This is a genomic window from Photobacterium sp. DNB23_23_1, assembly GCF_052873815.1.
Genome location: NZ_JBNNXT010000014.1, coordinates 42,336 through 65,999, shown reverse-complemented (window position 1 = coordinate 65,999; position 23,664 = coordinate 42,336). Strand labels below are relative to the sequence as shown.

The following is a 23,664-nucleotide window of genomic DNA, read 5'->3' as shown; positions in this document are numbered from 1 at the left end:
CAGAATGCAAGCATAAGCTGAATCCGGCAATTTATAGAGGGGAATTCAATTCTGTTAATACTAGCCATTAATTTCCTGTGAGATAGATCACTCTTTCTTTTGGGGAATTAATTGGATAGTAAATAATGTACCCTGCTTTTTTTGTTTATTTTTCAAATTATTAAATGGTTTTCTGTGTCTTTCAAAGCAGAGGGAGTTGCGTGGATTTTTAGCGTAACGATACAAATGTCTGACAATAGACTCACTATGTCTGTTTAGAGATATTTATTTGTAAGGTGACGTGACACAATCCCCACGTAATCAATTTAAAAGGCAAACCATGTTCTACTTATTTCCTCTATTGACTGTCATTATTTGGGCAGGGAATGCCATCGTTAACAAATTGTCGTATAGCGTGATTGATCCTGGAGCAATCTCTTTTTATCGCTGGTGTTTTGCCATGATGGTATTAACCCCCTTTGTCATGCCTTCTGTATGGCGCAAGCGTAATCAAATTAAACCGCACTTATCTAAGCTGGCATTCTTAGCTTTGCTGGGCATGGTGCTCAACCAGTCGCTGGGTTATTTTGCTGCTGCGACGACGACAGCGACCAATATGGCACTTATTATTTCACTTGTGCCCTTGATCAGTATGTTCCTGAGCGTACCGATACTAGGTCAACGTTTGTTACCTATTGCTATGGTTGGCGCAGTACTATCGCTGGCTGGTTTGGTGTTTATGCTAGGTCAAGGTGATGTCAGTACGCTGACGTCTCAAGGTATTAAACAAGGTGATGCTCTGTTGATGATCGCAGCCTTTGTTTATGCACTTTACTGCGTTTTATTGAAGCGTTGGAAAATGCCATTGAATAATTGGCAGTCTGTTTATGTACAAGGACTATTTGCTGTTATTTTGTTAACGCCAATGCTGATTAGTAGTGAGCGAATGGCGATCACCGGTGAATCATTGCCCTTGATCATGTATGCCGCGCTGCCTGCTTCTGTATTGGCACCATGGTGCTGGTTGAAAGGTATCGAAATATTAGGTGCTGATCGGACAGCCATGTTCATGAACCTGATGCCAGTCCTTACAGCTATTATTGCCAGTGTCACATTGGGCGAGCAGCTAGCGGTTTACCACTATATTGGTGGAGGTATGGTGCTTTCAGGGGTTATTCTGGCTCAGCGTAAACCAAAGCCGGTATCAACCGACAATATGGCCACCGCCTAGTCTCACAATGAGAAAACAAGAAACAGGGTTGCAGCAGGCAACCCTGTTTTACATTCTACCCATCGCCCATCGCCCATCGCCCATCGCCCATCGCCCATCGCCCATCGCCCATCGCCCATCGCCCATCGCCCATCGTCTTTTTTCCTAGATTGTCGACAATCTATACTAAGGTCTAATACATTTTGTTAACAATTAACTTGTAAGTGCGGCTTTTTAGCGCTAAATTTGTTCAAAAGTTAACAAGTTGTTGACAATCAAGATGAGTAAACAAGATTTGAAATTGAAAAGTGTCGACAGTCACAGTGAAAAAGAAGGCACTAAGTCAGAAAACCTGACTGAGCAGTTGATTGATCAGATTGTGAGCGGTAGTTATCCGGCAGGTAGCAAGATTTCAGAGCCAGAATTGGCTAAGCATTTCGGCGTAAGTCGCGGACCACTTCGTGAAGCAATGATGCGCTTAGAGTCAATGGGATTGGTTGAACGTATTCCACATGTCGGTGCACGGGTAGTTGCCTTAAGCCAAGAAAAGCTCATTGAGATCTATTCGGTGCGCGAAGCTCTTGAAGGTATGGCAGCAAGGCTTGCCTGCGAATATATTACAGACGAAGAACTTATCGGATTAGAAGAGTTGCTCGATGCCCATCATCAACATATAGAGCAAGTTGAAGGTGCATCGTATTTTCATCAGCAGGGGGATTTTGATTTTCACTATAGGGTTATCAAAGCCAGTCGAAACACCAAGCTGATCAGTTTGCTTTGTGATGAGCTTTATCACTTGTTGCGAATGTACCGATACCAGTCGCAGCGTTCTCATTCTCGTCCAGAGCAAGCCCTAAAAGAACACTTCCATCTTCTTGGCGCGTTGAAAGAGCGTGATGCGGAGTTGGCCGAAATGTTGATGCGGCGCCACATTATGCGAAGCCGTCTATTAATTGAACAAAAATTGAAGCAGGATAAGGAGAAAGTCTCATGAGTCCAGGGAAACGCTTCCGCCAAGCGGTTGCCAACAATAATCCGTTACAGATTGTCGGTACGGTCAATCCGTATTGCGCGATGATGGCAGAGCAAGTGGGTCACCAGGCGATATATCTTTCTGGCGGCGGGATAGCTAATGCGTCATACGGCTTGCCAGATTTAGGTATCACTACCTTGAACGATGTGGTGGAAGATGTCCGTCGTATCACCGCTTGTACGAATCTACCTTTAATGGTTGATATTGATACTGGATTTGGCGGTGCATTTAATATTGCGAGAACCATTAAAGAAATGGAGCGTAGTGGGGCCGCTGCTGTCCATATGGAAGATCAGGTTGCACAGAAGCGCTGCGGACATCGCCCTAACAAAGCCATTGTTAGCCAGCAGGAAATGGTCGATAGAATCAAGGCGGCTGTCGATGCCAGAGTTGATGAAAACTTTGTAATTATGGCACGTACAGATGCACTGGCTGTCGAAGGAATGGACTACGCAATTGAGCGAGCACAAGCCTGTGTTGAGGCTGGTGCGGACATGATATTCCCTGAGGCGATAAATACATTAGAGCAATATCAACAGTTTTCAGACTCAGTAAACGTCCCCATTTTGGCTAACATAACCGAGTTCGGACAAACGCCTTTGTTTAGTACCGATGAACTTGCCGAGTGCGGTGTTGATATGGTGCTGTATCCACTGTCTGCATTCAGAGCGATGAACCTAGCGGCGCTGAATGTTTACCAACATTTATTAAAAGATGGTCACCAGCGTAATGTCGTTGATCAAATGCAAACCCGTGAAGAGCTTTATCAATATTTGGGTTATCACGACTACGAACAAACCTTAGACAAACTATTCAAGCAGCCTTAATAACGAATTTAAGCTAAAACTAATAATAAATATAGAGACAGGGTGGAATAATCTCTTGGCGCCTCTTTATCTATAAAAAGAATGGAAATAAAGAATTACCTAAAAAGAGCACACTCAAATTATTCAATACGTGAACTCAACTAAATAAGGAGTCTGCTATGACTGCTATAGCCGTAGCTGATGTAAAGAAGGACGGAAAAGAATCTAAAGATAGCGCCATTAGTGGTGCAGGGTTGCGAGGGCAAAGTGCGGGTGTCACGGCACTATGTACAGTCGGTCAATCGGGTACCGGGCTTACTTATCGTGGCTATGACATTACCGATTTAGCCAATAACGCAGAGTTTGAAGAAGTCGCATATTTATTATTAAAAGGCAAACTTCCGAATAAACAAGAACTACAACAATACAAACAAGCGTTAATTGGGTTTAGAGGCTTACCTGAAGCATTAAAGTTGGTATTAGAAACGATCCCTGCTGATGCCCATCCAATGGATGTAATGCGAACTGGTTGCTCCATGCTTGGCAATATTGATCAGGAGCTGGATTTTTCTCAGCAAGATGAAAAAACTGACAAGCTGCTGGCGATGCTTCCGGCGATTATTTGCTATTGGTACCGCTATAGCCATGACGGTGTGCGTATTGATACCGCTAAGGGCAGTGAGGATAGCATTGGGGGCTATTTCCTCGAAATGTTAACAGACAAATCGCCGTCGGAGCTGCATAAGCAGGTCATGCATTGTTCGCTGGTTCTGTATGCCGAGCACGAATTCAATGCCTCTACATTTACCGCCCGTGTTTGTGCCTCAACACTGTCTGATCTTCACTCCTGTATAACGGCTGCTATCGGTAGCTTGCGTGGCCCCCTTCACGGTGGTGCCAACGAGGCTGCAATGGCAATGATCGAACAGTGGCAGACACCAGATGAAGCCGAAGCTGGAATCATGGAGATGCTAGCCAACAAAGACAAAATTATGGGCTTTGGTCACGCGATTTATCGTGAATCTGATCCCCGCAATGCTTTAATTAAAGCATGGTCGGAAAAACTGTCTACCGATGTTGGTGATACGCATCTGTATGCGGTATCTGAGCGTGTTGAACAGGTGATGAAGCGGGAGAAAGGATTATTTTGTAATGCCGACTTTTTCCATGCCTCGGCTTATCACTTCATGGGGATACCGACCAAGCTGTTCACCCCAATTTTCGTTATGAGCCGAGTAACTGGCTGGGCGGCCCACGTATACGAGCAGCGCGCCAATAACCGGATTATACGGCCTAGTGCGGATTACGAAGGACCGGAGCATCAGGACTGGCTGCCGATTGAAGCGCGCAGTTAACGCTTAAATCAGACCTTGGGATAAATCAATGTCTTCGACATCTCAAGGTCTGCGAGCAGAACATTCACGGATGTAGATTATGACTATGAATACCAAATACCGTAAGCCTCTTGTTGGCAGCGGGCTTGATTTCTTCGATACCCGAGAAGCCGTCAATGATATATCGCCCGGTGCTTATGAAACCCTCCCTTACACGTCACGCGTATTGGCTGAGCAATTGGTCAGACGTTGTGAGCCTGATTCGCTGACAGATTGCTTGAAACAAATCATCGAGCGTAAGCGCGATCTTGATTTCCCCTGGTATCCAGCACGAGTGGTTTGCCATGATATTTTAGGGCAAACAGCTTTAGTCGACTTAGCGGGGCTGCGGGATGCGATTGCGCTGCAAGGTGGCGACCCGGCAAAAGTGAACCCTGTGGTGGAAACGCAATTGATTGTCGACCATTCTCTGGCGGTTGAACATGCAGGCTTTGATCCTGAGGCATTTGATAAGAACCGTGCAATCGAAGAGCGCCGTAACGAAGATCGCTTCCATTTTATCGAGTGGTGTAAAACTGCCTTTGAGAACGTTAGCGTGATCCCCGCGGGTAACGGCATCATGCATCAGATCAACCTGGAGAAAATGTCGCCCGTGGTGCAGGCCAAGAATGGCATAGCCTACCCGGATACGTGTGTCGGCACCGACAGCCATACACCGCATGTCGATTCCTTGGGGGTAATTGCCATTGGTGTCGGCGGGCTTGAGGCAGAGACTGTCATGCTGGGGCGTCCTTCTATGATGCGCTTGCCGGATATTGTCGGTGTTAACCTGACCGGTAAACGCCAACCGGGTATTACCGCAACAGATATCGTGTTGGCGATTACCGAGTTCCTTCGCAATGAGCGTGTTGTTTCATGCTACTTAGAATTTTTTGGCGAAGGGGCACGTGATCTCACCATTGGCGATAGGGCAACTATCTCAAATATGACGCCAGAATATGGCGCAACGGCGGGGATGTTCTATATCGATGAGCAGACCATTAACTACCTCAAGCTCACTGGCCGTGACGAACAGCAAGTTGCACTGGTGGAGCAGTACGCCAAGCAAACCGGTTTATGGGCCGACTCGCTCGATAGCGCCGTCTACGAACGTGTACTTGAATTCGATTTATCCTCAGTGTCACGCAATATGGCTGGACCCTCGAACCCTCACCGTCGCTTACCAACATCCGAACTTGCCTCACGTGGGATTTCTGGTCAGTGGGAAGAGAAGGCTGGCGAACTGCCGGATGGCGCGGTTATTATCGCGGCTATAACATCTTGTACCAACACCAGTAACCCACGTAACGTTGTCGCAGCCGGTTTGTTAGCCAAGAAAGCCAATGAATTGGGCTTGGTACGAAAACCCTGGGTGAAGTCTTCCTTTGCGCCGGGCTCTAAAGTGGCAAAGCTGTACTTGGAAGAAGCCGGATTGCTGACTGAAATGGAAAAGCTGGGCTTCGGTATTGTAGGCTACGCCTGTACCACCTGTAACGGCATGAGCGGAGCTCTGGACCCTGCTATTCAGCAGGAAATCATCGAGCGTGATCTCTATTCAACCGCTGTCTTGTCCGGTAACAGAAACTTTGATGGTCGTATCCACCCTTATGCTAAACAAGCGTTTTTGGCGTCACCGCCTCTGGTGGTTGCCTATGCGCTAGCGGGGTCGATTCGTTTTGATATTGAACGAGATTCGCTTGGATCGGATAGCCAAGGTAACCCGATATACCTTAATGACTTGTGGCCGAGTGATGAAGAAATTGATGCGGTTGTCAGCCAGCATGTTAAGCCAGAGCAATTCAATCAAGTCTACATCCAGATGTTCAAACTGAATGACGAACAACGTAATAGCAACCCGCTGTATGACTGGCGTCCTATGAGTACTTACATTCGTCGACCGCCATACTGGGAAGGGGCGTTGGCTGGTGAGCGCACCTTGTCGGGTATGCGTCCATTGGCGGTATTGGGCGATAATATTACCACCGACCACTTATCTCCATCTAATGCCATTCTGGCCTCAAGTGCCGCGGGTGAATACCTCGCCAAGATGGACGTGCCCGAAGAGGATTTTAACTCTTATGCGACACATCGTGGGGATCACTTAACCGCTCAGCGAGCGACGTTCGCCAACCCGAAATTGTTTAATGAAATGGTTAAAGAAAATGGCGAGGTGGTGCAGGGCTCTTTGGCTCGGATCGAGCCGGAAGGCAAGGTGACTCGCATGTGGGAAGCGATTGAAACCTATATGAACCGCAAGCAGCCTTTGATTGTGGTGGCCGGCGCAGACTATGGTCAGGGATCGTCTCGTGACTGGGCGGCAAAAGGGGTGCGTCTTGCTGGTGTCGAAGCCATTGTGGCCGAAGGGTTTGAGCGTATCCACCGCACAAACCTAGTGGGTATGGGGGTGTTGCCGTTGCAGTTTAAGCCAGGTGTTGACCGCAATACTTTAGAGCTTGATGGAACGGAGTTGTACGACGTTGTCGGAGAGATCCAGCCAGGTGCAGATTTAGCCTTGGTCGTGACTCGTGCTAACGGTGAAAAAGTTGATGTACCGGTAACCTGCCGTCTTGATACGGCTGACGAAGTGTCGGTTTATCAGGCTGGTGGTGTATTACAACGTTTTGCTCAAGACTTCTTGGCTCAATAGGAGAGGACCATGACAAAATCAAACTCCTCATACCAAGCCCAATTACAGTCACAAATGAAAATTCCGGCCACTTATATGCGTGGTGGCACTAGCAAAGGGGTGTTCTTTAATTTGGCCGATTTGCCACCTGACGCTCAAGTGGCAGGCGAAGCCAGAGATCAATTACTGTTGCGGGTTATCGGTAGTCCGGATCCTTATGCCAAACAAATTGATGGTATGGGCGGGGCCACGTCGAGCACCAGCAAAACCGTCATTGTATCGAAAAGCAGCAAAGCGGATCACGATGTCGATTATCTGTTTGGCCAGGTCTCGATTGATAAACCTTTTGTCGATTGGAGCGGTAACTGTGGCAATTTATCTGCGGCGGTAGGACCTTTTGCGATTCATGCCGGTTTGATTGCCAAAGAACGTATTCCTGACAACGGTGTCGTTGCTGTTCGTGTTTGGCAGGCCAATATTGAGAAAACTATCGTGATACACGTACCTGTTGTGAATGGTTTTGTACAGGAAACGGGTGAATTCGTGCTTGACGGTGTGACCTTCCCTGCGGCTGAAATACAGGTGGATTTCATGGATCCGGCGGATAGTAGTGGCTCAATGTTTCCCACGGGAAATCTGGTCGATGATCTGGAAGTACCGGATGTTGGTATGTTCAATGCCACTTTGATCAATGCCGGGATCCCGACAATTTTTATCCATGCTGAGTCACTGGGCTATATCGGTACCGAACTGCAGGATGACATCAACAATGATGAAAAAGCATTGGCGACGTTCGAGCGCATCCGAGCTTATGGGGCATTGAAGATGGGGCTAATTACTTGTCTAGAAGAAGCTGAGACCCGCCAGCATACGCCGAAAGTCGCTTTTGTCTCCAAGCCTCAAACATATCTGTCATCGAGCGGTAAAGAAGTGGCTGGGTGTGATGTTGATGTATTGGTACGTGCGTTGTCGATGGGCAAACTTCACCATGCCATGATGGGAACAGCAGCCGTCGCTATTGCTTCTGCTGCCTGTGTACCGGGCACGTTGGTGAACTTGGCCGCAGGCGGTGGAGAGAGAGAGTCGGTGACGTTCGGTCATCCGTCCGGAACATTGAAGGTAGGTGCACAGGCCAAATTGTCGGAACAGGGATGGAGTGTCGAGAAAGTCATTATGAGTCGCAGTGCGCGCATTTTGATGGAGGGCTTTGTCCGCGTCCCCACGGCAGTTCTCGACAAATAGCATTTAAGTCAGCCTAAATAATACCAACCTACATAAATACTTGATCAACTACTTATCCAGGTTGGTATAACACGCCTTTTTATTAGCGATACCAGGATTTATACCCAATGACTTCAAGGTGAAATGCAGGTTCAAAGTGAACTGTATCTTCGTGATGAACGACCATATGAAGTCACTGGGTAAACTTGAGGAAGCACTATGTCTGCATACCAGAAAGAATACCAGTTGGCACAAACGGCACCGCAAGAGTTTTGGCGGGCGCAAGCTCTGAAACTTCCGTGGTACCGATCTCCACAAACCATATTAAGTAACGATGAAAACGGCATTGAACGCTGGTTTGCCGACGGCGAGTTAAATACCTGCTACTTGGCGTTGGACCAGCATGTCGAAGCGGGCAGGGGCGATCAAACAGCCTTGATCTATGACTCCCCCGTAACGGGCACCAAAGTACAGTACAGCTACCAAGTGTTAAGGGATCAAGTTGCCAAGACCGCGGGTATGTTGGCGGAATTGGGCGTGTCGAAAGGGGATAGGGTCGTGATTTATATGCCGATGATCCCGGAAGCAGCGATGGCAATGCTGGCCTGTGCGCGTCTTGGTGCAATTCATTCTGTCGTGTTTGGTGGTTTTGCCCCCAATGAGCTGGCAGTCAGGATTGAAGATGCAGAGCCTACAGTTATTCTTACCGCGAGTTGTGGTATTGAAGTCAGCAAGGTCATCCCCTACAAGCCATTGGTTGATAAAGCCATTATGGATAGCCGTTGGAAGCCTGAACATGTGGTTGTTTTTCAGCGTAATGCATGCCGCGCTGATTTATCTGAAGCGAGGGACTGTGACTGGCAAGCGTTGAAGCAAAAAGCCGAAATGCACCCTTGTGTGCCAGTCAAGGCGACCGACCCGCTTTATATTTTGTATACCTCAGGGACGACAGGTAAGCCCAAAGGTGTAGTGAGGGACAATGGCGGCCATGCCGTTGCCATGAAATACAGCATGGAGACCATTTACGCTGTCGATCCGGGAGATGTGTTTTGGGCGGCTTCAGATGTAGGGTGGGTCGTCGGTCACTCTTACATTGTATACGCCCCGTTAATTCACGGCTGCACAACCATAATGTTTGAAGGTAAACCGGTTAAAACACCGGATCCTGGTGCGTTTTGGCGAGTCTGTAATGATTATGGCGTAAATGTATTGTTCTCCGCGCCGACAGCCTTTCGAGCGATTAAAAAAGAAGACCCGAATGGAAACTTGTTGGTTGACTATCCGATGACGAGTTTGAAAGCGATATATATGGCTGGCGAGCGGTTAGATCCGCCAACTCTTGAATGGGTGCAAGAGAAAACGGGCCGGCCGGTTATTGACCATTGGTGGCAAACGGAAACGGGTTGGGCGATTGCCAGCAATCCGGTCGGTCTTGAGAGTTTTGCTATCAAACCCGGCTCAGCGACTATGCCTGTCCCTGGCTATGGCGTGGTCGTACTGGATGAGTTAGGCGAAGAAAAATCAGCCAACCAGCAAGGATTCATCGCAATTAAAAGACCATTACCACCGGGTTGTTTACCGACGGTTTGGCGCAACCACGACAGATTTCAATCGGGTTATTTGAGCCAGTTCCCTGGTTATTATGTGTCTGGGGATGGTGGCTACATTGATGAAGACGGCTATTTATTCGTTATGGGGCGCATAGATGATGTCATTAACGTTGCTGGTCATCGATTATCAACCGGTGAAATGGAAGAGGTCGTCGGCGGCCATGAAGCGGTTGCGGAGTGTGCAGTCATCGGTATTCACGATGAGCTAAAAGGCCAGTTACCTTTGGGGCTGGTGGTGTTGAAAGACGGCTATTATTCCGCTGACGGAGTCATCGAAAAGGAGCTGTTGCAAAAGGTGAGGCATGAGATAGGTGCGGTTGCTTGTTTTAACCGTGCGCTGGTGGTCGACAGGTTGCCCAAAACGCGTTCGGGTAAGATCTTACGTCGAGTTATAAGACAAATTGCGGATGGTGAGCAGTATGTGGTGCCGTCTACGATTGACGACCCATCTAGTCTCAGCGAGATAGAAAAGGCACTGGGTTAATAAGATCTCTGAGGCTAGCATCCTATTTACGCTAGAAAGTTAAAGTCCTAACGGTTTGATGTTTTTTGATCTTGATCAAGTTTGGATTGTGGACTATCAATAGAACCAGTGCATTGCGAAAAGGAGGATGCTATGCCTTTCAACTATATTATTATCGGGTTTGCGCTTGTCGCCCTTGCGCTTGATAAACTTTCTATCTTTGATGATGACACGGCTGATTACGTCAACGTGCCAACGTATCAAGTGAGTAGTCACTTTGATAACACGCCTGAAGAGACACTGGAAAACGAAAGTAAGGTATCTTACCCAGTTGAACCGGTATTGCCGCAAAACAGCATTGATGGATATGATGCAATGATGGCGCCACACGCAACGCCTAATACTTCACTGAACATGAAACAAGTCGTGCTGGGTGGCATGGCTGTACCAATGGGGAATTAAAAAAGCCACATTAAGTGGCTTTTTGATAGTCCTTTAAAAACGCCATCCGCGCTTTAGTTAGCGCAGATTGTGTTTCTGATTTCAGTTTTTGCCTAACCAATTTGGCATCCTTACTCATAGTAATGTTCCTATGCGATCCGTGCACGTTTAACTAACGTTGCTATTATTTTTTGATATTATTAGCACTATACTGTGACATCCGTCCCAAAAATGTGCTGATGTTGCAGGTGAATATATACAAAACTGTCTGCCAATTAAAGCTTTACAGTATTACGGTTTGATGAAACCCGGAGTTTCGTGATCCCTGTCACCTTTATGCTCCCTGGTTCCTATGCTGTCAAGGCATAAATTAACAATTTATTTACGGGAATGAGCATCTTGAACCTATATGCCGTTAAGATAGAATCGATCCCAATATAAATTTACAGGCTTTAGGTTGATTATATTTTCACCGGCCTACGTTGTTCTCGAAGTAGACTTAAAGATGACTTTATCAGCTCAATTGGCTCCTTTCTGGCTCGCAGAGCCGACACAACCAACCCTTGAATCTCAATTAGATTGGCTATTCCAGCGTGAGTCTTTCTTCCGACTCCAATATGGTGATGTGGGTCAGCCATTATCTGAATGGATAGACAGACACATTGATACAACTATTCAGATATTCAGCCAAGATGTCGATACGCGACAAGCTGTAGGTGCATCTTTGTGGTTGAAAAGCTTCACTGCACATCTGTGTTCAGGCTTGGCCGCCCTAAGGCTCAAGTTTAATCGCGTTCCCATGCTAACCTTTGAGCAAATCAGCCTTGATGTGGCGATGAATGGAAAGTTAAAACGAGTTGGTATTGCCAAAGGTAGTTCTTTTTACTGCCTTGACGATGATCCCCTAGCACATAGCCAACAGGCACGAGTCGTTGAATCAGAGCAAGCACTTGATGAGAAGCTAGCTCATTTTCTGCGAGAGCTCGGTCGCGTTCTTGCGCCTCAATTTAAAGCGCAAAAAGTTAATACCCCACAGTTTTGGGGGGCGATAGGTTATGCGTTGGGATTAGTTTTCCAAAAGCTGACTCAACATGGTTTTGATAGAGCGCTAATTGAGTCTGTACAGCCAAAAGCAGATACGTGGTTAGCAGGGATATTACCTGAGTTTGCCGATTTAAATAGCGTGAAAGCAGCCAGCGAGGGAAAAGTGGGTATCTACTATATTCGTCGCGAAACCTGCTGCCTGAAATATAAGTTGGATGGCAAGAAAAATTGCGCCACTTGCCAGCAACGTGAGCCTGCAGAACAACTTGCTCTTTATCAATCAAAAGTAACGGCTTAATACCCCCTATTCACTGATTTTTAGTTGTCCCACATCATCGGTATATAGCACTTTGTCCAAACTGTTACGAAGATCCACAAGGGGTTGTTGGCTAATCTCGATGATACTTCTTATGGGCCTGTCGAGCTCGACGATTAAAGTTAACACCAAGGAAAACGCTAGAGCAAAGGGGAGGGCCGCAACCAGCGCTCTTCCTTTGTTTTGCGCACCAACTTGAACACCGTTCAACGCAATGGTCAAGAATGTCAGTAGCCCCAGCGTAAACCAGATACTAATGGGAATCCTTCCTCTCATTCCTTTATTCACCCTATCGGTGTGGATATCAATCACCTCATTGAGTGAATTGATATACAACAACAGTAACTCCGGTGAAGTGCTGCCATGTGAGTCAATGGCTTGGTTCCATAATTTGAGTTGTAAAGCTTCGCTTTCTTTGATGATGTTATTGATGACCCGCTTTGGGTCCTCTTCATAATCGACGACGCGTAATGTGACATATTCACGCAGTAACTCTCGGCTGCGAGAACGATAAGGTTCAGCCAGTAGACCGGTACGAAGGATGGTAGTGCCCACCGTATTGGCTTCAGTCAGCACCAGTTGCTTTCGTTCTCCTGATTTTGCCGCCGCCATACTAAAAGTGATGGCGAGAATGAAGGCGAGTAGGCTGGCTAACCCTGTGGCCATAGGGCTAATAGATTGGCTGAACTCGTTGGATGGAAAGCGAAGAGCTAAGCGATATCCGAACTCAAACATCAGAGCAATGGCTCCAAAAATCAGCCCTAGGATGATAAAAATTGACAGAGAATCGATGAAGGACTCTTGATACATACAGTAACCTTGAAGAGAAACTCAACCAAATGAACATATTCGCTCGGTACTTGGCCTGATAGGGTGAAATCAGTGATACATCAGGCATCTGGATAACAGTATAGCGGCTCATGGTCGTCCCGATTCTTAGATGCGCAAGTCTTCTTCAATTTTGTATAAGCTACACTCTTAGTGTTCTTACAACCTGTTCTCCCGAGGGGATAGCAAATGAAATATAAACATGTTTTATTAGCTGTTAACTTTGATGCGAATGCCAAATACTTGGTGATGAAAGCTGCTGAGCAAGCAAAAGCTCATCAAGCTTTGTTGAGCGTTATTCACATAGACCCTGACTTTACGGAATTATATGAAGGGGTCAGAGAGTTTAATCCGGCAGAGTATGACGAGTCTGTGCATAGCCAGTCTGTCCAAGACATGGCGGTATTGTTGAAGGAAGCAGATTATCCAATTTTTAAACATATTTTCTATGCCGGGTATGTAGAAGATCAAATCATCAAAGCCATAGAGGAGTTTGAAGTCGATCTTTTGGTGTTTGGTCACCATGAATCAAGCTGGTTCCATCAATTGACAATGTCCAGTAGTGAGCCGCTACTAAGAAAAATGCCTTGTGACCTGCTGTTCATCCGAGTTGAACGTTGATACGTCAACTAGCGTTCTAAAATAAGCGCTGTTGATGTCCAACCATAGACTAGCTCATCAACAAGACTGCCTTCTGGCGCTTGCCATTGTTGACATAGAATAGGTTTGCCACCCATGTAGTCATAAAAGTGTTTGGCACTGATATTTTGTTTCAATACTTCAAGGTAAGCGCCAGAATGGCTTGCTTCTTCCTGCATAATACGGGTGGCATGCTTCAGCAAAGCCTTTCCAATACCTTTCCCTTTCATCTCTTTGTCGACGTGAAGGTTTTCAATTAATGTGCCCAACTCACTATCCTGATCTAGGTAAATACAGATAAAGCCAAGTAGGTTTTCATTTTCTACAGCGACATAGATTCGCTGGTTTTCACTCGGTTGGCTGAACCGTTGATCCCAAATAGTGCCACGTTCCTGGAAAACGTCTTCAGAAAGGTATTTTTCGTCCAACAACCCGGCATAGACAGACTGCCAACTTATAGCATGAAGCTGGCTAATACCGAGTTGATGTTTGCCTTGAGCTGGTTTGACTGTAATCACGAAACCTCCCTGTTGTCTCTGTAAATATTATTTACTACATTGATATTACTTCAATAAATTCCTTCTGCAGTATCAGTTATATCGTGTCGGTTCTGTGACATCGTAGCAAGTAATGTAAATGATTCTATTTGTAAATACCATATCGTGATCAAGGTAGACCAAAATAATAAACTGGTTGATCTTGATCGACTTATTGATGTTAATTGGTTAACCAGTTGGCTTGAAAGAGTACTATTAATCATGTTTCCAGTATCAAAAAATATAAAGGCAAATAATGAAAAAAGCACTCTTTACCCTAGCGCCCGTAGCAGTGGCACTGATTCTTGCTGGTTGTAATTCTTCTTCTAGCTCCAGTGATGGCAAAGATGATCTTCTTCAACCGGTAGTCCAATCCCAAGTTCATGAACTTCTAGATATCGATGGTTACCAATTCCGAGATTCGAATGGTAACGGTACGCTTGAACCTTTTGAGGATTGGCGTTTATCTCCTGAAGAGCGTGCAGCTGATTTAGTTCAGCGCATGAGCCTTGAGGAGAAGGCCGGTATGATGATGATCGATACGCTCAACTCTGATGTTGGTGGCATGCCACAAGATTTAGCTCTTGATCTTATTAATAATCAACATATGAATCGCTTCATCTTCCGAAACCCTGTTGTTGAGAATCCTGTTATTTCAGATGGTGATGGAGGTCGAAGTGGTCAAGAGATCACGCCAAAGCAAGCTGCAAAGCATATGAATGCGATTCAGCTTTTGGCTGAACTGACCCCTAACGGCATCCCGGTTCTATTTAAATCGAATGCACGTAACCATATTGATCCAACAGCGAAAGCAGGTATCAACGTTAGTTCTGGAGCTTTTTCTGCATGGCCGAAAGAAGCTGGTTTAGCTGCGACTCGAGATATGGACTTGATTGCTGAGTTTTCTGGAATGATGAATGATGAATGGTCATCGATTGGTCTTCGGAGCATGTATGGCTACATGATGGACTTAGCAACGGAGCCACGTTGGTACCGAGTGCATGAAACATTTACAGAAGATGCAGATTTAGCATCAGATATTATGCATTCGTTGGTAATTGGTTTACAAGGCGACGAAGTCGGTTCAGATAGTATTGCTTTGACGATTAAACACTTCCCAGGCGGTGGCCCTCAAGAAGATGGTGGTGACCCACATTATGATTTTGGTAAAAATCAGAACTATGCAGGCGATAATTTTGACTACCACCTGAAGCCGTTTATTGCTGCGATTGAGGCAGGTGCTGGTTCAATTATGCCTTATTACGGCATCCCTGTTGATCAAGATGTGAAACCTAATGATGTAGGAATGTCTTTTTCTAAAGGCATCGTGACAGAACTTCTTCGACAAGATTTGAAGTTTGATGGTTACGTGAATACTGATACTGGTATTACTTCAATGACACCTTGGGGGGTTGAACATCTAACAGAAATTGAGCGTGTCGCACTAACTATCAATGCTGGAGCTGATGTTTTATCTGGATTCCAAGATGGGTCAATGATAGTCGAACTTGTTGAAGATAAACAAATCACAGAGTCGCGTGTTGATGAATCAGTTCAACGTTTGTTGAAAGAACAATTCCAACTAGGTTTATTTGAAAATGCTTATGTTGATCCTGCAATAGCAGAAGAAACACTAGGTAAAGAAGAGTATCAAGAAAGAGCGAATTATGCTCAGCGTAAGTCAGTTGTACTACTTCATAATGAAAGATCAGACGCAACCCCAGCGTTACCTTTGATTACTTCAAGTGAAAAACCTGTTGAATTATATACAATGGGCGTCGATATTGAAACTGCCGAGGCTGTTGGATACTCAGTGACACCTGGGGATTATGAAGATGGTGAAGCTCGCCCGACTGTTCCAACAGGTGCTCAAGCACTTATTCGTGTATTTGTCACGAATGAAGGTGCAGATGGACATTTAATATTTGGCGGTGCTAACCCTGATGAATTAGATTTCCTTGCGTTCAGCGATATGGCTACTGCTAAATCTTGGACTATTTCACCAAGCTTGGATGATATTAAAGATGTAATGAGTGAGGCCGGTGCTGAAAATACGATTCTTGCTATTAACTTCCGCCAGCCGTTTGTACTTGACGAAAGAAGTGGAATGAAAGATGCGGGTGCTATCTTAGCTACATTTGGTGTGTCAGATGCTGCTCTATTAGATGTCATTTCTGGTGAATTTAACCCTCAAGGTAAATTGCCATTTGCATTAGCAAATAGTGCAGAAGCTATTGTTAACCAATTATCTGACGTACCTGGTTATGAAGAGGCTGATACGCTATATCCATTTGGACATGGCCTGAGCTACAAGTAATAAAATACAGCGTTAGTTTCTAATTTTAAGGAGCCTGATATAATCAGGCTCTTTTTTTGATCTTGGTCTACTAGTTAATAATGATTGATCAACCAATTGGTTTAAATGGTATATAATGACTAAATTACTAATCAATAGCTTGAGGTTTCTGTGTACAGAGGTAATTTATGCTCTCTGGATAGCTATCGTCATATCCCACTTAAATTGGTCGAAATCATCCAATTGGTAAAAAGAAAAATTCAAGCATGTAGTATGGAAGGTACATATCCTGTTCTTGGAGAAGATGTTTTTTTCTTCATTGTTGAGGGTGAAACTAATTTTTTTGAAGAGACAAGAGCAGAAATTCACGATAAATACGTGGATGTTCAAATAATACTGGAAGGCAAAGAGTGCTTTGGTTACAGTGAGCACCCATTTAAATCAATTAAAGATGATTTTCTTGATGAAAAAGATGTTGCCTTTAGTGAAGATATTATTGAAGAAAAATTCATTATATTGCAATCAGGCGACTTTGTGATATTTGATACTCTTCAGCCTCACCGTCCTTTGGTTGCTGTCGATAAACCTGCAGTAGTAAAAAAAGCTGTAGTTAAAGTTGATAAAGATTTTATTAGTATGTATAAGATAAATAAGGATTAATATGAACGTTTATATGAATGCACTAGAGTGGAATGATTGTGATATCCCTCATCGTTTGTGGGTAGAAAAGCAGAGTGAAACTGAGACCCGCCTTTGTATGAAAGTCATTAAAGACGTTGAGCCTGAATTACTTTACCTTGATTTGCCTGTTCGTCAGGAAAATGTACTAGGGGCATGGCAGGGTAAGGTGTTTCCCGTATCAGATGAATTTAACGACGGTGTACTCTATACACAAGTAAGAAGCCTTTTTAACTTAAATGAAGGCTGTGTAGTCTGGATGGTTAATCATATTCAACTACCGGATGGTAAAAAAATGTCTGCAGATAAATTAGCATTAATACCTAATATGAAGCATAACAATGGTTCGCTAATTGCGATATAGTATTCATGGTAAAAACTTACACGTTATAAAATTATATAAATCTACACTATGAAAAAATGGGAACGAGTAGACAATCGTGCTTATAGAGCTTTCTCTCGTGCGTTAGAGGGGGAAGGCTTTCTGTCTTTGGCATCGATAGTTTCCAGTCAGAAAAAAATGACTAATCAACAGTTAGATAACTTCTCACTAAGAAAAAAATATCAAATGAATAAACTGCAGTCTTCATATGAAATTGTAAACAGTAATAAAGTAAATAATTTTAATATTAGAAGAGGTAGCAGGCAATAGATAAATATTTATTATCTATATCATGTCGTTGAAACACCAAGCTAATGCTTGGTGTTTTATTATGCGACGTTTGCTTTTTTTACCATGCTAGTGATTGTGTAAATATTAACAATGATGAATGTTGACTCCATTAATGTGCCACCAATAGAACCTAATAGTAAATTATTCGTTAACCAGCAGAATGAATTAAATAAGATCAGAAATCTAAGTTTAACGCCGTCAACCCTGAACAATCCCCATGTAGCAACAGAGGCACCAAATATCGTTAGGAGTTCGTAACTATTCTGTAGGCTTGGCAATCCCATTAACCAAAGTAAGCTAATAAAAAACCACATGACGTTGTGTGAATTGGTTTTGGTTGAAGCAAAGCTTCTCAGAGCACTAATGCCACAACCAAACGCAGCGGTAAATGCCCCCATTAAAATGAAATGGCTACATAAAACGACTTGGAAAATTGTCAGGTGTAGGCGAAAGCGATTACCATTTTGATGTAAAAAAGCCGAAGCGCCGACAAGAAAAGCTATAAGACCGATACTTTGGGCAAAATCAAGTTCTAACATAACTCACCTCTCGAGTAATAATTTGATTAGATCAATTTGGCTATATATTGGCAACACAGTTCAGGGCTGGACAGAACTGGAGCTGGTGGATTGTTGATATAGGCAAGTGCTGGCGCCATTGAGGCTTGGGCAAGTACTATGGTATCGAAATTACCGACCTCCTGATCCACATAGTCTGCGATGGCTTTAGCATACGAAGCTGAATCCCCCTTGGCGTAATAAGGCCAAGCGCCGGGAATGACCGCATAAGAAAAATCAGGCGATGTTCCTTGCTGTTGGGCGCATTCTTCTAACAGCGCAAGTGTCGGTAATAGGGTACTTTCGAGCGCGGCGAGGACATGAACTTTGTCAGCAGATACCGCTTTCTCTGCCATTGGGCGGTCGACACGAATAACTTGAGAATGGATATTGGGTGTTTGCTCTGCGGCGTCACCGATAGTTGAGCAGGTACAGATGATAATATCAGCACCGGTATCATTAATTTCACGGATAGTTGCTTGAACAAGCTGAATAATCGTATCGGTTAGGCCATTTTTCATCGCTTTTTGTAGCAATTGTTCGTTGACGTGATGGCTAATCGTCACTTTTTCATTGGTAAGGTACTGTTCGATATAAGGATAGAACAGCGCTTTATTGGCTTCTAACGTGTAAAGAAAAGCTATTTTCATTGAGTACAATCCTTGGCCGAAGTGTTGGTAAAAGAAAGGCTTCCCTAGGGAAGCCTTGGCAATCAAACGTGATTGATGATTATGCGACAAGATCGGCAGCTTCACGAGCCAGGCGACCGATTTCATCCCAGCGGCCTTCATTGATCATCTTTTTATCAACCATCCATGTACCACCACAAGCAAAGACGCGGTCAATGGCAAGGTAGTCTTTAACATTCTTGGTATTTACACCACCCGTTGGCATGAACTGGATTTGCGTGTATGGGCCAAGGAGTGATTTAACCATATTGATACCGCCAGAAGCTTCTGCTGGGAAGAACTTCAAGGTTGTTATACCCATTTCAATTGCGGCTTCAACCGCACTAGGGTTATTAACGCCTGGAACGATATCAATGCCCAACTCTTGGCAGGCTTTAACCGTACTCGGGTTGAAGCCAGGAGAAACCACAAACGTCGCACCGGCTTCCTTGGCGGCAATGGCTTGCTCGCGATTCAAAACGGTACCTGCGCCAATCAGCATATCAGGCTGAGCTTCCCGTAATAGGCGAATGGCTTCAACTGCTGCATCGGAGCGGAAAGTGATCTCTGCTGCTGGTAGGCCATTTTCAGCCAGTGCTTTACCCAATGGAATAATATCTTCCGCGCGATCAATAGCGATCACTGGAATGACTTTAATTTGCGCTAGTTGCTGTGCTGTTGTGCTCATTGTTGAGTCTTCCTTTGTTCTTGCTCTGTAGAGTGGGTCATTCGTTGAAAAACTGAATGTGTGCCATTGCTTTAACTGGGATAATCGCGCCTTTATGCTGGATCACCGTGCCAGCCAGTTGATGGCCTTGCTCGGAACATGCCACCGGTGATTTTCCCTGGAGTAAGCCCGCCATGAAACCGGCATTGAATGAATCACCTGCTGATGTTGTATCTATGACCTCTTTCACTGGTGTTGTCGCGACAAACGTGCGCGTTTGCGTAGTGAAATCCTCAAAGTAATTTCCTTTGGCGCCCATTTTCACAACGGCTTTTTTAACTCCAGCAGATTTCAGCCTTTCCAGAGTCGCCTCTTCGCTGATATCACCCCACAAGTTGGCTTCATCGTCGTTGGTAACCAGTGCCAGTGACGTAACGGCAAATATTTGGCGATAACATTCACGGGCTTGCTCAGCTGAATCCCATAGAGCAGGGCGGTAGTTGGAGTCGAAGAGTATCTCGACTCCTGAGTTTGCAAGTTGGCCAAGTAGATCAATAAGCTGCTGGCGGTCTTCGTGAGGTAAAATAGCGACGCTTATTCCGCTCAGGTAAACCATATCCATTTTTGTTAGTTGCTCAGCAACACGGGCAAATTCAGGATGCTGCATCATATAACGGGCCGCAGACTGGTTGCGCCAATATAAGAAGGTACGCTCGCCCTTTTCGTCTAATTGGATCAGATACAGGCCCGGTTGGCGAGAGCCGTCTTGTAATACCAACTCAGTGCCTACCCCTTCGCTTCGCCAGCGCTGTAACATACCTTCGCTAATCGCATCGTTACCAAGGGCGGAGACATACTCAATGTGAGCGGTTTGGCCTGCGGTACGCGCCAGATAGACGGCGGTATTTAGCGAATCGCCACCATATGTCTGCTGCATATCACCAAAGGGTGCGCCATTGAGTTCGATCATGCACTCGCCGATAAGGGCTATGCGTTTCATGCTTGCTCTCCAGGAAGGGTGAAGTAGCGTTTGGCGTTGCCGAAGCAGATATCCTGTACCATCTTGCCGAGCATGTTGATGTCGTTAGGGACTTCGCCATTTTCCACCCATTGGCCAATCATGTTGCACAGAATACGGCGGAAATACTCATGGCGGGTGTACGAAAGGAAGCTGCGTGAGTCGGTCAGCATACCGACGAACTGGCTTAGTAGGCCAAGCTGCGACAATTGCTCCATTTGGCGTTGCATACCGTCTTTCTGGTCGTTGAACCACCAACCAGAGCCGAACTGTACTTTGCCGGCAATACCACCGCCTTGGAAGTTACCGATCATGGTTGCCATCATTTCATTGTCGCGCGGGTTCAGGCAGTAAATAATTGTTTTTGGCAGCTCATTGCTGAAATCCATGTCATCCAGAAGAGAGGCCAGCTGGAAAGCAAACGGACGGTCACCTATCGAATCAAAACCGGCATCAGCGCCAAGTAGGTTAAACATACGGGTGCTGTTGTTACGTTGGGCACCAATGTGTAGCTGCATCACCCAACCACGCTTAGCGTATTGCTTGCCAAGCCAGACTTGCACCGCAGTGCTGAATTGATCGACTTCTTCTTCAGAAAGTACTTCGCCACCCAGACGGCGAGTGATCATAGTGTTCAGTGCTGATTCTGACGGGACTTTGCCGTAGCGTACGATTTCGATGCCGTGGTCTGCTGCGCGACAACCGTGCGCTGCGAAGTGATCCAGGCGGCGATCAAGGGCTGCCAGTAAGTCAGCAAAAGAGGAAATTTCGATATCAGCGGTTTCGCCTAAAAGCTGCATATATTCTGCAAAGCCATCTAGCTCGATTTTGAATGCACGATCTGGTCGCCAGCTTGGGGCGACTTCGATGTCACAGCTTTCATCGTTGGCAATGGCTTTATGGTGTTCTAACGAGTGGATAGGATCATCGGTGGTGCCTGCCATGACCACATTCATCTGCTTCATAATGCCGCGAGCTGAAAATTCTGGGCTAGCTAGCATTTCATTACATTCGTGCCAAATACCTTCGGCTGTCTCAGGGCCAAACAGTTTACCGGTGATACCAAATGGGCGGCGAAGTTCAAGGTGGGTCCAGTGGTAAAGTGGGTTGCCTAGTGTTTGAGGAACGGTTTTAGCCCATGCCATGTATTTATCGAAATCAGAGGTTGCTTTGCCTGTAATTAAGGCTTCTGGGATACCGGCTGCACGCATACCACGCCATTTGTAGTGATCACCTTCCAGCCACATTTGGCCGATATTATCGAAGCGGCGGTTCTCTGCCACTTCCTGCGGGTTTAGGTGGCAGTGGTAGTCATAAATTGGCATGTCTTTGGCGTAATCATGGTAGAGCACACGCGCAATTTCATTGGAAAGTAGGAAGTCATCGCAAAGGAAGTTTTTCATTTTGGGCTCCAGAAAAACATTGGGCGAACATGTCGCCCAATATTAAAAAGGGTTATAGGGAAGCAACGGCGGCACGAGCGCCTTTGGTAATGATCAGTTGGTAAGCCTTGGTGACAGCGTCAACAAATTCAGTGTTTTCAATTAAGTCCGTGCCGAAAATAGCCTCGAGACCTAAAATAGCTTTGACCACAGAGATATTCATTCCGTGCTCTTGATAGATAGCTTTGAATTGGTCAACCATAGGGTCGCGGACATCAATTGGGTTGGCTTTTTCATCCACACCACTGATGTAGGTCATCCAGCCAGCAATCCCCATTGCTAACCATTTGTAATCAGTCCCATGTTCAAGGTGATGGCGCAGTGAACCGCCCATACGCTGAGGGATTTTCTGGCTACCATCCATCGCGATTTGCCATGTTTGGTGTTTCAGGCTTGGGTTGGTAAAACGCTCGATAAGCAGCTTAGCGTAAGCTTCAAGATCCGTGCCCTCAGGCATGGTTAGGGTAGGCGCTTGTGCTTTCATCATCATGTCGAAAGCGGCTTTGCGGTAGCTTTCGTTGGTCATGGTGTCTGAAATGTGTTGGTAGCCGCCCATGTAGCCTAAGTAAGCAAGAAACGAGTGGCTGCCGTTTAGCATGCGCAGTTTCATTTCCTCAAAAGGTACGACATCTGCAACAAACTCTGCACCAACAACATCCCACTCAGGGCGGCCATTCACGAAGTTATCTTCGATCACCCACTGGCGGAACGGTTCGCATGCAATACCGCATGGATCTGCCACGCCAACGAGGTCAGTAATCTCGGCCAGTGTTTCTGGTGTTGCAGCCGGAACGATGCGGTCAACCATAGTACATGGGAAGGTGACATTGGCTTCGATCCATCCTGCCAATTCTTGGTCAATCAAGTTAGCAAAATCCAAAACGCTAGCACGGGCGACATGGCCATTTTCTTGTACGTTATCACAAGACATCACGGTAAATGGCTTAAGGCCAAGTTCACGGCGGATACGCAGTGCTTCAACGATATAGCCAATTGCAGATTTAGGCTCGCGAGGATTCTCTAGGTCGGCTTTGATCAGGCCATTGTTTTTATCTAAGCGGCCGGTTGCCGGATCGGCGCAGTAGCCTTTTTCTGTAATCGTCATTGAAACAATGGCAACTTGCTCTTCTGCCATTTTTTCAAGTACAGCTCGCTGGCCATCTAAGCTTGGGTGCAATGATTCAGTGACTGAGCCGATCATTTTGACGACGGTTTCACTTGCCCCTTTTTCTGCCACGGTATAAAGGTGTTCTTGCTCGCGAAGTTGAGTAATTAACTCTTCGCCACCGAAGAGGTTGACCTCACAAATACCCCAGTTGCTACCGGTTTTTTCTAGCATTTCGCTGGTAAACAATGCTTGGTGGGCACGATGAAAGGCACCAAAGCCAAGGTGAACGATGCGGCTCTTAAGGGTTGAACGGTCATAGTTAGGGCGAATGACGTGTGAGTTTACATTGCTGTTAGCGATATTATCCATTGTCTTGTCCTTGATTCCGCCAGCCATGCTGGCGGAATATTTAATTGGGGAAGTAGAAATGCT

At 45.7% G+C, this 23,664-nt stretch carries 22 protein-coding genes; 14 read left to right on the top strand and 8 right to left on the bottom strand.

Going from position 1 to position 23,664, the window contains the following annotated elements:
• Positions 1-319: 319 nt before the first annotated feature.
• The 9 genes from ACVA53_RS11180 (at position 320) to ACVA53_RS11140 (ending at position 12,104) form a co-directional block, all read left to right on the top strand.
• Positions 320-1,210: a DMT family transporter gene (locus ACVA53_RS11180; protein ID WP_255043781.1), complete on the top strand. Its 891-nt coding sequence runs from the start codon at positions 320-322 to the stop codon at positions 1,208-1,210.
• Between the two features lie 259 nt (positions 1,211-1,469).
• Entirely contained in the window at positions 1,470-2,183 is a 714-nt protein-coding gene (locus ACVA53_RS11175; protein WP_446505139.1) for a GntR family transcriptional regulator, read from the top strand.
• A complete protein-coding gene (gene prpB, locus ACVA53_RS11170) occupies positions 2,180-3,049 on the top strand; it encodes a methylisocitrate lyase (protein WP_446505138.1) in 870 nt (289 codons plus the stop codon). The genes ACVA53_RS11175 and prpB overlap by 4 nt, the downstream gene beginning before the upstream one ends.
• A 158-nt stretch (positions 3,050-3,207) precedes the next feature.
• Positions 3,208-4,383: a bifunctional 2-methylcitrate synthase/citrate synthase gene (gene prpC / locus ACVA53_RS11165; protein WP_446505137.1), complete on the top strand. Its 1,176-nt coding sequence runs from the start codon at positions 3,208-3,210 to the stop codon at positions 4,381-4,383.
• Positions 4,384-4,462: 79 nt separating this feature from the next.
• Positions 4,463-7,048 carry a Fe/S-dependent 2-methylisocitrate dehydratase AcnD gene (gene acnD / locus ACVA53_RS11160; RefSeq protein ID WP_446505136.1) on the top strand — a complete coding sequence of 862 codons (2,586 nt, stop codon included), beginning with the start codon at positions 4,463-4,465 and terminating at the stop codon, positions 7,046-7,048.
• A 9-nt stretch (positions 7,049-7,057) separates the two neighbouring features.
• Positions 7,058-8,269 (top strand): 2-methylaconitate cis-trans isomerase PrpF, encoded by a 1,212-nt coding sequence (prpF, locus tag ACVA53_RS11155; protein ID WP_446505135.1) that lies wholly within the window; start codon positions 7,058-7,060, stop codon positions 8,267-8,269.
• A gap of 198 nt (positions 8,270-8,467) precedes the next feature.
• Positions 8,468-10,342, top strand: a complete 1,875-nt coding sequence (locus ACVA53_RS11150) for a propionyl-CoA synthetase (protein WP_255043788.1) — start codon at positions 8,468-8,470, stop codon at positions 10,340-10,342.
• A 132-nt stretch (positions 10,343-10,474) separates the two neighbouring features.
• A complete protein-coding gene (locus tag ACVA53_RS11145) occupies positions 10,475-10,783 on the top strand; it encodes a hypothetical protein (RefSeq protein ID WP_255043789.1) in 309 nt (102 codons plus the stop codon).
• Positions 10,784-11,267: 484 nt separating this feature from the next.
• Positions 11,268-12,104, top strand: a complete 837-nt coding sequence (locus ACVA53_RS11140; RefSeq protein WP_446505134.1) for a (2Fe-2S)-binding protein — start codon at positions 11,268-11,270, stop codon at positions 12,102-12,104.
• Between the two features lie 6 nt (positions 12,105-12,110).
• Here the strand turns inward: ACVA53_RS11140 and ACVA53_RS11135 are convergent, their stop codons facing one another.
• A complete protein-coding gene (locus ACVA53_RS11135; RefSeq protein ID WP_446505133.1) occupies positions 12,111-12,932 on the bottom strand; it encodes a bestrophin-like domain in 822 nt (273 codons plus the stop codon).
• Positions 12,933-13,139: 207 nt separating this feature from the next.
• Between ACVA53_RS11135 and ACVA53_RS11130 the strand changes: the two genes are divergently transcribed.
• Positions 13,140-13,571: a universal stress protein gene (locus ACVA53_RS11130; RefSeq protein ID WP_255043792.1), complete on the top strand. Its 432-nt coding sequence runs from the start codon at positions 13,140-13,142 to the stop codon at positions 13,569-13,571.
• Between the two features lie 8 nt (positions 13,572-13,579).
• On the opposite strand, the gene ACVA53_RS11125 is transcribed toward ACVA53_RS11130, so the two are convergent.
• On the bottom strand, positions 13,580-14,107 hold the full coding sequence (locus ACVA53_RS11125) for a GNAT family N-acetyltransferase (RefSeq protein ID WP_446505132.1): 528 nt from the start codon (positions 14,105-14,107) through the stop codon (positions 13,580-13,582).
• A gap of 274 nt (positions 14,108-14,381) precedes the next feature.
• Between ACVA53_RS11125 and ACVA53_RS11120 the strand changes: the two genes are divergently transcribed.
• From ACVA53_RS11120 to ACVA53_RS11105, 4 genes are all read left to right on the top strand, one after another.
• On the top strand, positions 14,382-16,442 hold the full coding sequence (locus tag ACVA53_RS11120; RefSeq protein ID WP_446505131.1) for a glycoside hydrolase family 3 N-terminal domain-containing protein: 2,061 nt from the start codon (positions 14,382-14,384) through the stop codon (positions 16,440-16,442).
• Positions 16,443-16,592: 150 nt separating this feature from the next.
• On the top strand, positions 16,593-17,081 hold the full coding sequence (locus ACVA53_RS11115; protein ID WP_446505130.1) for a YhcH/YjgK/YiaL family protein: 489 nt from the start codon (positions 16,593-16,595) through the stop codon (positions 17,079-17,081).
• Position 17,082: 1 nt separating this feature from the next.
• Positions 17,083-17,463 (top strand): hypothetical protein, encoded by a 381-nt coding sequence (locus ACVA53_RS11110; RefSeq protein WP_446505129.1) that lies wholly within the window; start codon positions 17,083-17,085, stop codon positions 17,461-17,463.
• A gap of 48 nt (positions 17,464-17,511) precedes the next feature.
• On the top strand, positions 17,512-17,751 hold the full coding sequence (locus ACVA53_RS11105; protein ID WP_446505128.1) for a hypothetical protein: 240 nt from the start codon (positions 17,512-17,514) through the stop codon (positions 17,749-17,751).
• A gap of 59 nt (positions 17,752-17,810) precedes the next feature.
• On the opposite strand, the gene ACVA53_RS11100 is transcribed toward ACVA53_RS11105, so the two are convergent.
• From ACVA53_RS11100 to ACVA53_RS11075, 6 genes are all read right to left on the bottom strand, one after another.
• Complete coding sequence (locus tag ACVA53_RS11100) at positions 17,811-18,311, bottom strand: YgjV family protein (RefSeq protein ID WP_446505127.1); 501 nt, start codon at positions 18,309-18,311, stop codon at positions 17,811-17,813.
• A gap of 26 nt (positions 18,312-18,337) precedes the next feature.
• On the bottom strand, positions 18,338-18,979 hold the full coding sequence (locus tag ACVA53_RS11095) for a hypothetical protein (RefSeq protein ID WP_446505126.1): 642 nt from the start codon (positions 18,977-18,979) through the stop codon (positions 18,338-18,340).
• Between the two features lie 79 nt (positions 18,980-19,058).
• Positions 19,059-19,685 (bottom strand): bifunctional 4-hydroxy-2-oxoglutarate aldolase/2-dehydro-3-deoxy-phosphogluconate aldolase, encoded by a 627-nt coding sequence (locus ACVA53_RS11090; protein ID WP_446505125.1) that lies wholly within the window; start codon positions 19,683-19,685, stop codon positions 19,059-19,061.
• A gap of 37 nt (positions 19,686-19,722) precedes the next feature.
• Complete coding sequence (locus ACVA53_RS11085; RefSeq protein WP_446505124.1) at positions 19,723-20,664, bottom strand: sugar kinase; 942 nt, start codon at positions 20,662-20,664, stop codon at positions 19,723-19,725.
• Positions 20,661-22,085, bottom strand: coding sequence for a glucuronate isomerase (uxaC, locus tag ACVA53_RS11080; RefSeq protein ID WP_446505123.1), 1,425 nt, complete (start codon positions 22,083-22,085; stop codon positions 20,661-20,663). Before uxaC ends, ACVA53_RS11085 begins: the two co-directional genes overlap by 4 nt.
• Before the next feature lie 52 nt (positions 22,086-22,137).
• A complete protein-coding gene (locus tag ACVA53_RS11075; RefSeq protein ID WP_446505122.1) occupies positions 22,138-23,601 on the bottom strand; it encodes a fructuronate reductase in 1,464 nt (487 codons plus the stop codon).
• Positions 23,602-23,664 lie beyond the last annotated feature (63 nt).

Coding starts and splice junctions, on each gene's coding strand:
- ACVA53_RS11090 (WP_446505125.1), bottom strand. CDS start 19,685: ATGAGCACAACAGCACAGCAACTAGCGCAAATTAAAGTCATTCCAGTG.
- ACVA53_RS11075 (WP_446505122.1), bottom strand. CDS start 23,601: ATGGATAATATCGCTAACAGCAATGTAAACTCACACGTCATTCGCCCT.
- ACVA53_RS11095 (WP_446505126.1), bottom strand. CDS start 18,979: ATGAAAATAGCTTTTCTTTACACGTTAGAAGCCAATAAAGCGCTGTTC.
- prpF (WP_446505135.1), top strand. CDS start 7,058: ATGACAAAATCAAACTCCTCATACCAAGCCCAATTACAGTCACAAATG.
- ACVA53_RS11135 (WP_446505133.1), bottom strand. CDS start 12,932: ATGTATCAAGAGTCCTTCATCGATTCTCTGTCAATTTTTATCATCCTA.
- ACVA53_RS11100 (WP_446505127.1), bottom strand. CDS start 18,311: ATGTTAGAACTTGATTTTGCCCAAAGTATCGGTCTTATAGCTTTTCTT.
- ACVA53_RS11175 (WP_446505139.1), top strand. CDS start 1,470: ATGAGTAAACAAGATTTGAAATTGAAAAGTGTCGACAGTCACAGTGAA.
- ACVA53_RS11140 (WP_446505134.1), top strand. CDS start 11,268: ATGACTTTATCAGCTCAATTGGCTCCTTTCTGGCTCGCAGAGCCGACA.
- ACVA53_RS11150 (WP_255043788.1), top strand. CDS start 8,468: ATGTCTGCATACCAGAAAGAATACCAGTTGGCACAAACGGCACCGCAA.
- ACVA53_RS11110 (WP_446505129.1), top strand. CDS start 17,083: ATGAACGTTTATATGAATGCACTAGAGTGGAATGATTGTGATATCCCT.
- ACVA53_RS11145 (WP_255043789.1), top strand. CDS start 10,475: ATGCCTTTCAACTATATTATTATCGGGTTTGCGCTTGTCGCCCTTGCG.
- acnD (WP_446505136.1), top strand. CDS start 4,463: ATGACTATGAATACCAAATACCGTAAGCCTCTTGTTGGCAGCGGGCTT.
- uxaC (WP_446505123.1), bottom strand. CDS start 22,085: ATGAAAAACTTCCTTTGCGATGACTTCCTACTTTCCAATGAAATTGCG.
- ACVA53_RS11120 (WP_446505131.1), top strand. CDS start 14,382: ATGAAAAAAGCACTCTTTACCCTAGCGCCCGTAGCAGTGGCACTGATT.
- ACVA53_RS11130 (WP_255043792.1), top strand. CDS start 13,140: ATGAAATATAAACATGTTTTATTAGCTGTTAACTTTGATGCGAATGCC.
- ACVA53_RS11085 (WP_446505124.1), bottom strand. CDS start 20,664: ATGAAACGCATAGCCCTTATCGGCGAGTGCATGATCGAACTCAATGGC.
- ACVA53_RS11105 (WP_446505128.1), top strand. CDS start 17,512: ATGAAAAAATGGGAACGAGTAGACAATCGTGCTTATAGAGCTTTCTCT.
- prpC (WP_446505137.1), top strand. CDS start 3,208: ATGACTGCTATAGCCGTAGCTGATGTAAAGAAGGACGGAAAAGAATCT.
- ACVA53_RS11180 (WP_255043781.1), top strand. CDS start 320: ATGTTCTACTTATTTCCTCTATTGACTGTCATTATTTGGGCAGGGAAT.
- prpB (WP_446505138.1), top strand. CDS start 2,180: ATGAGTCCAGGGAAACGCTTCCGCCAAGCGGTTGCCAACAATAATCCG.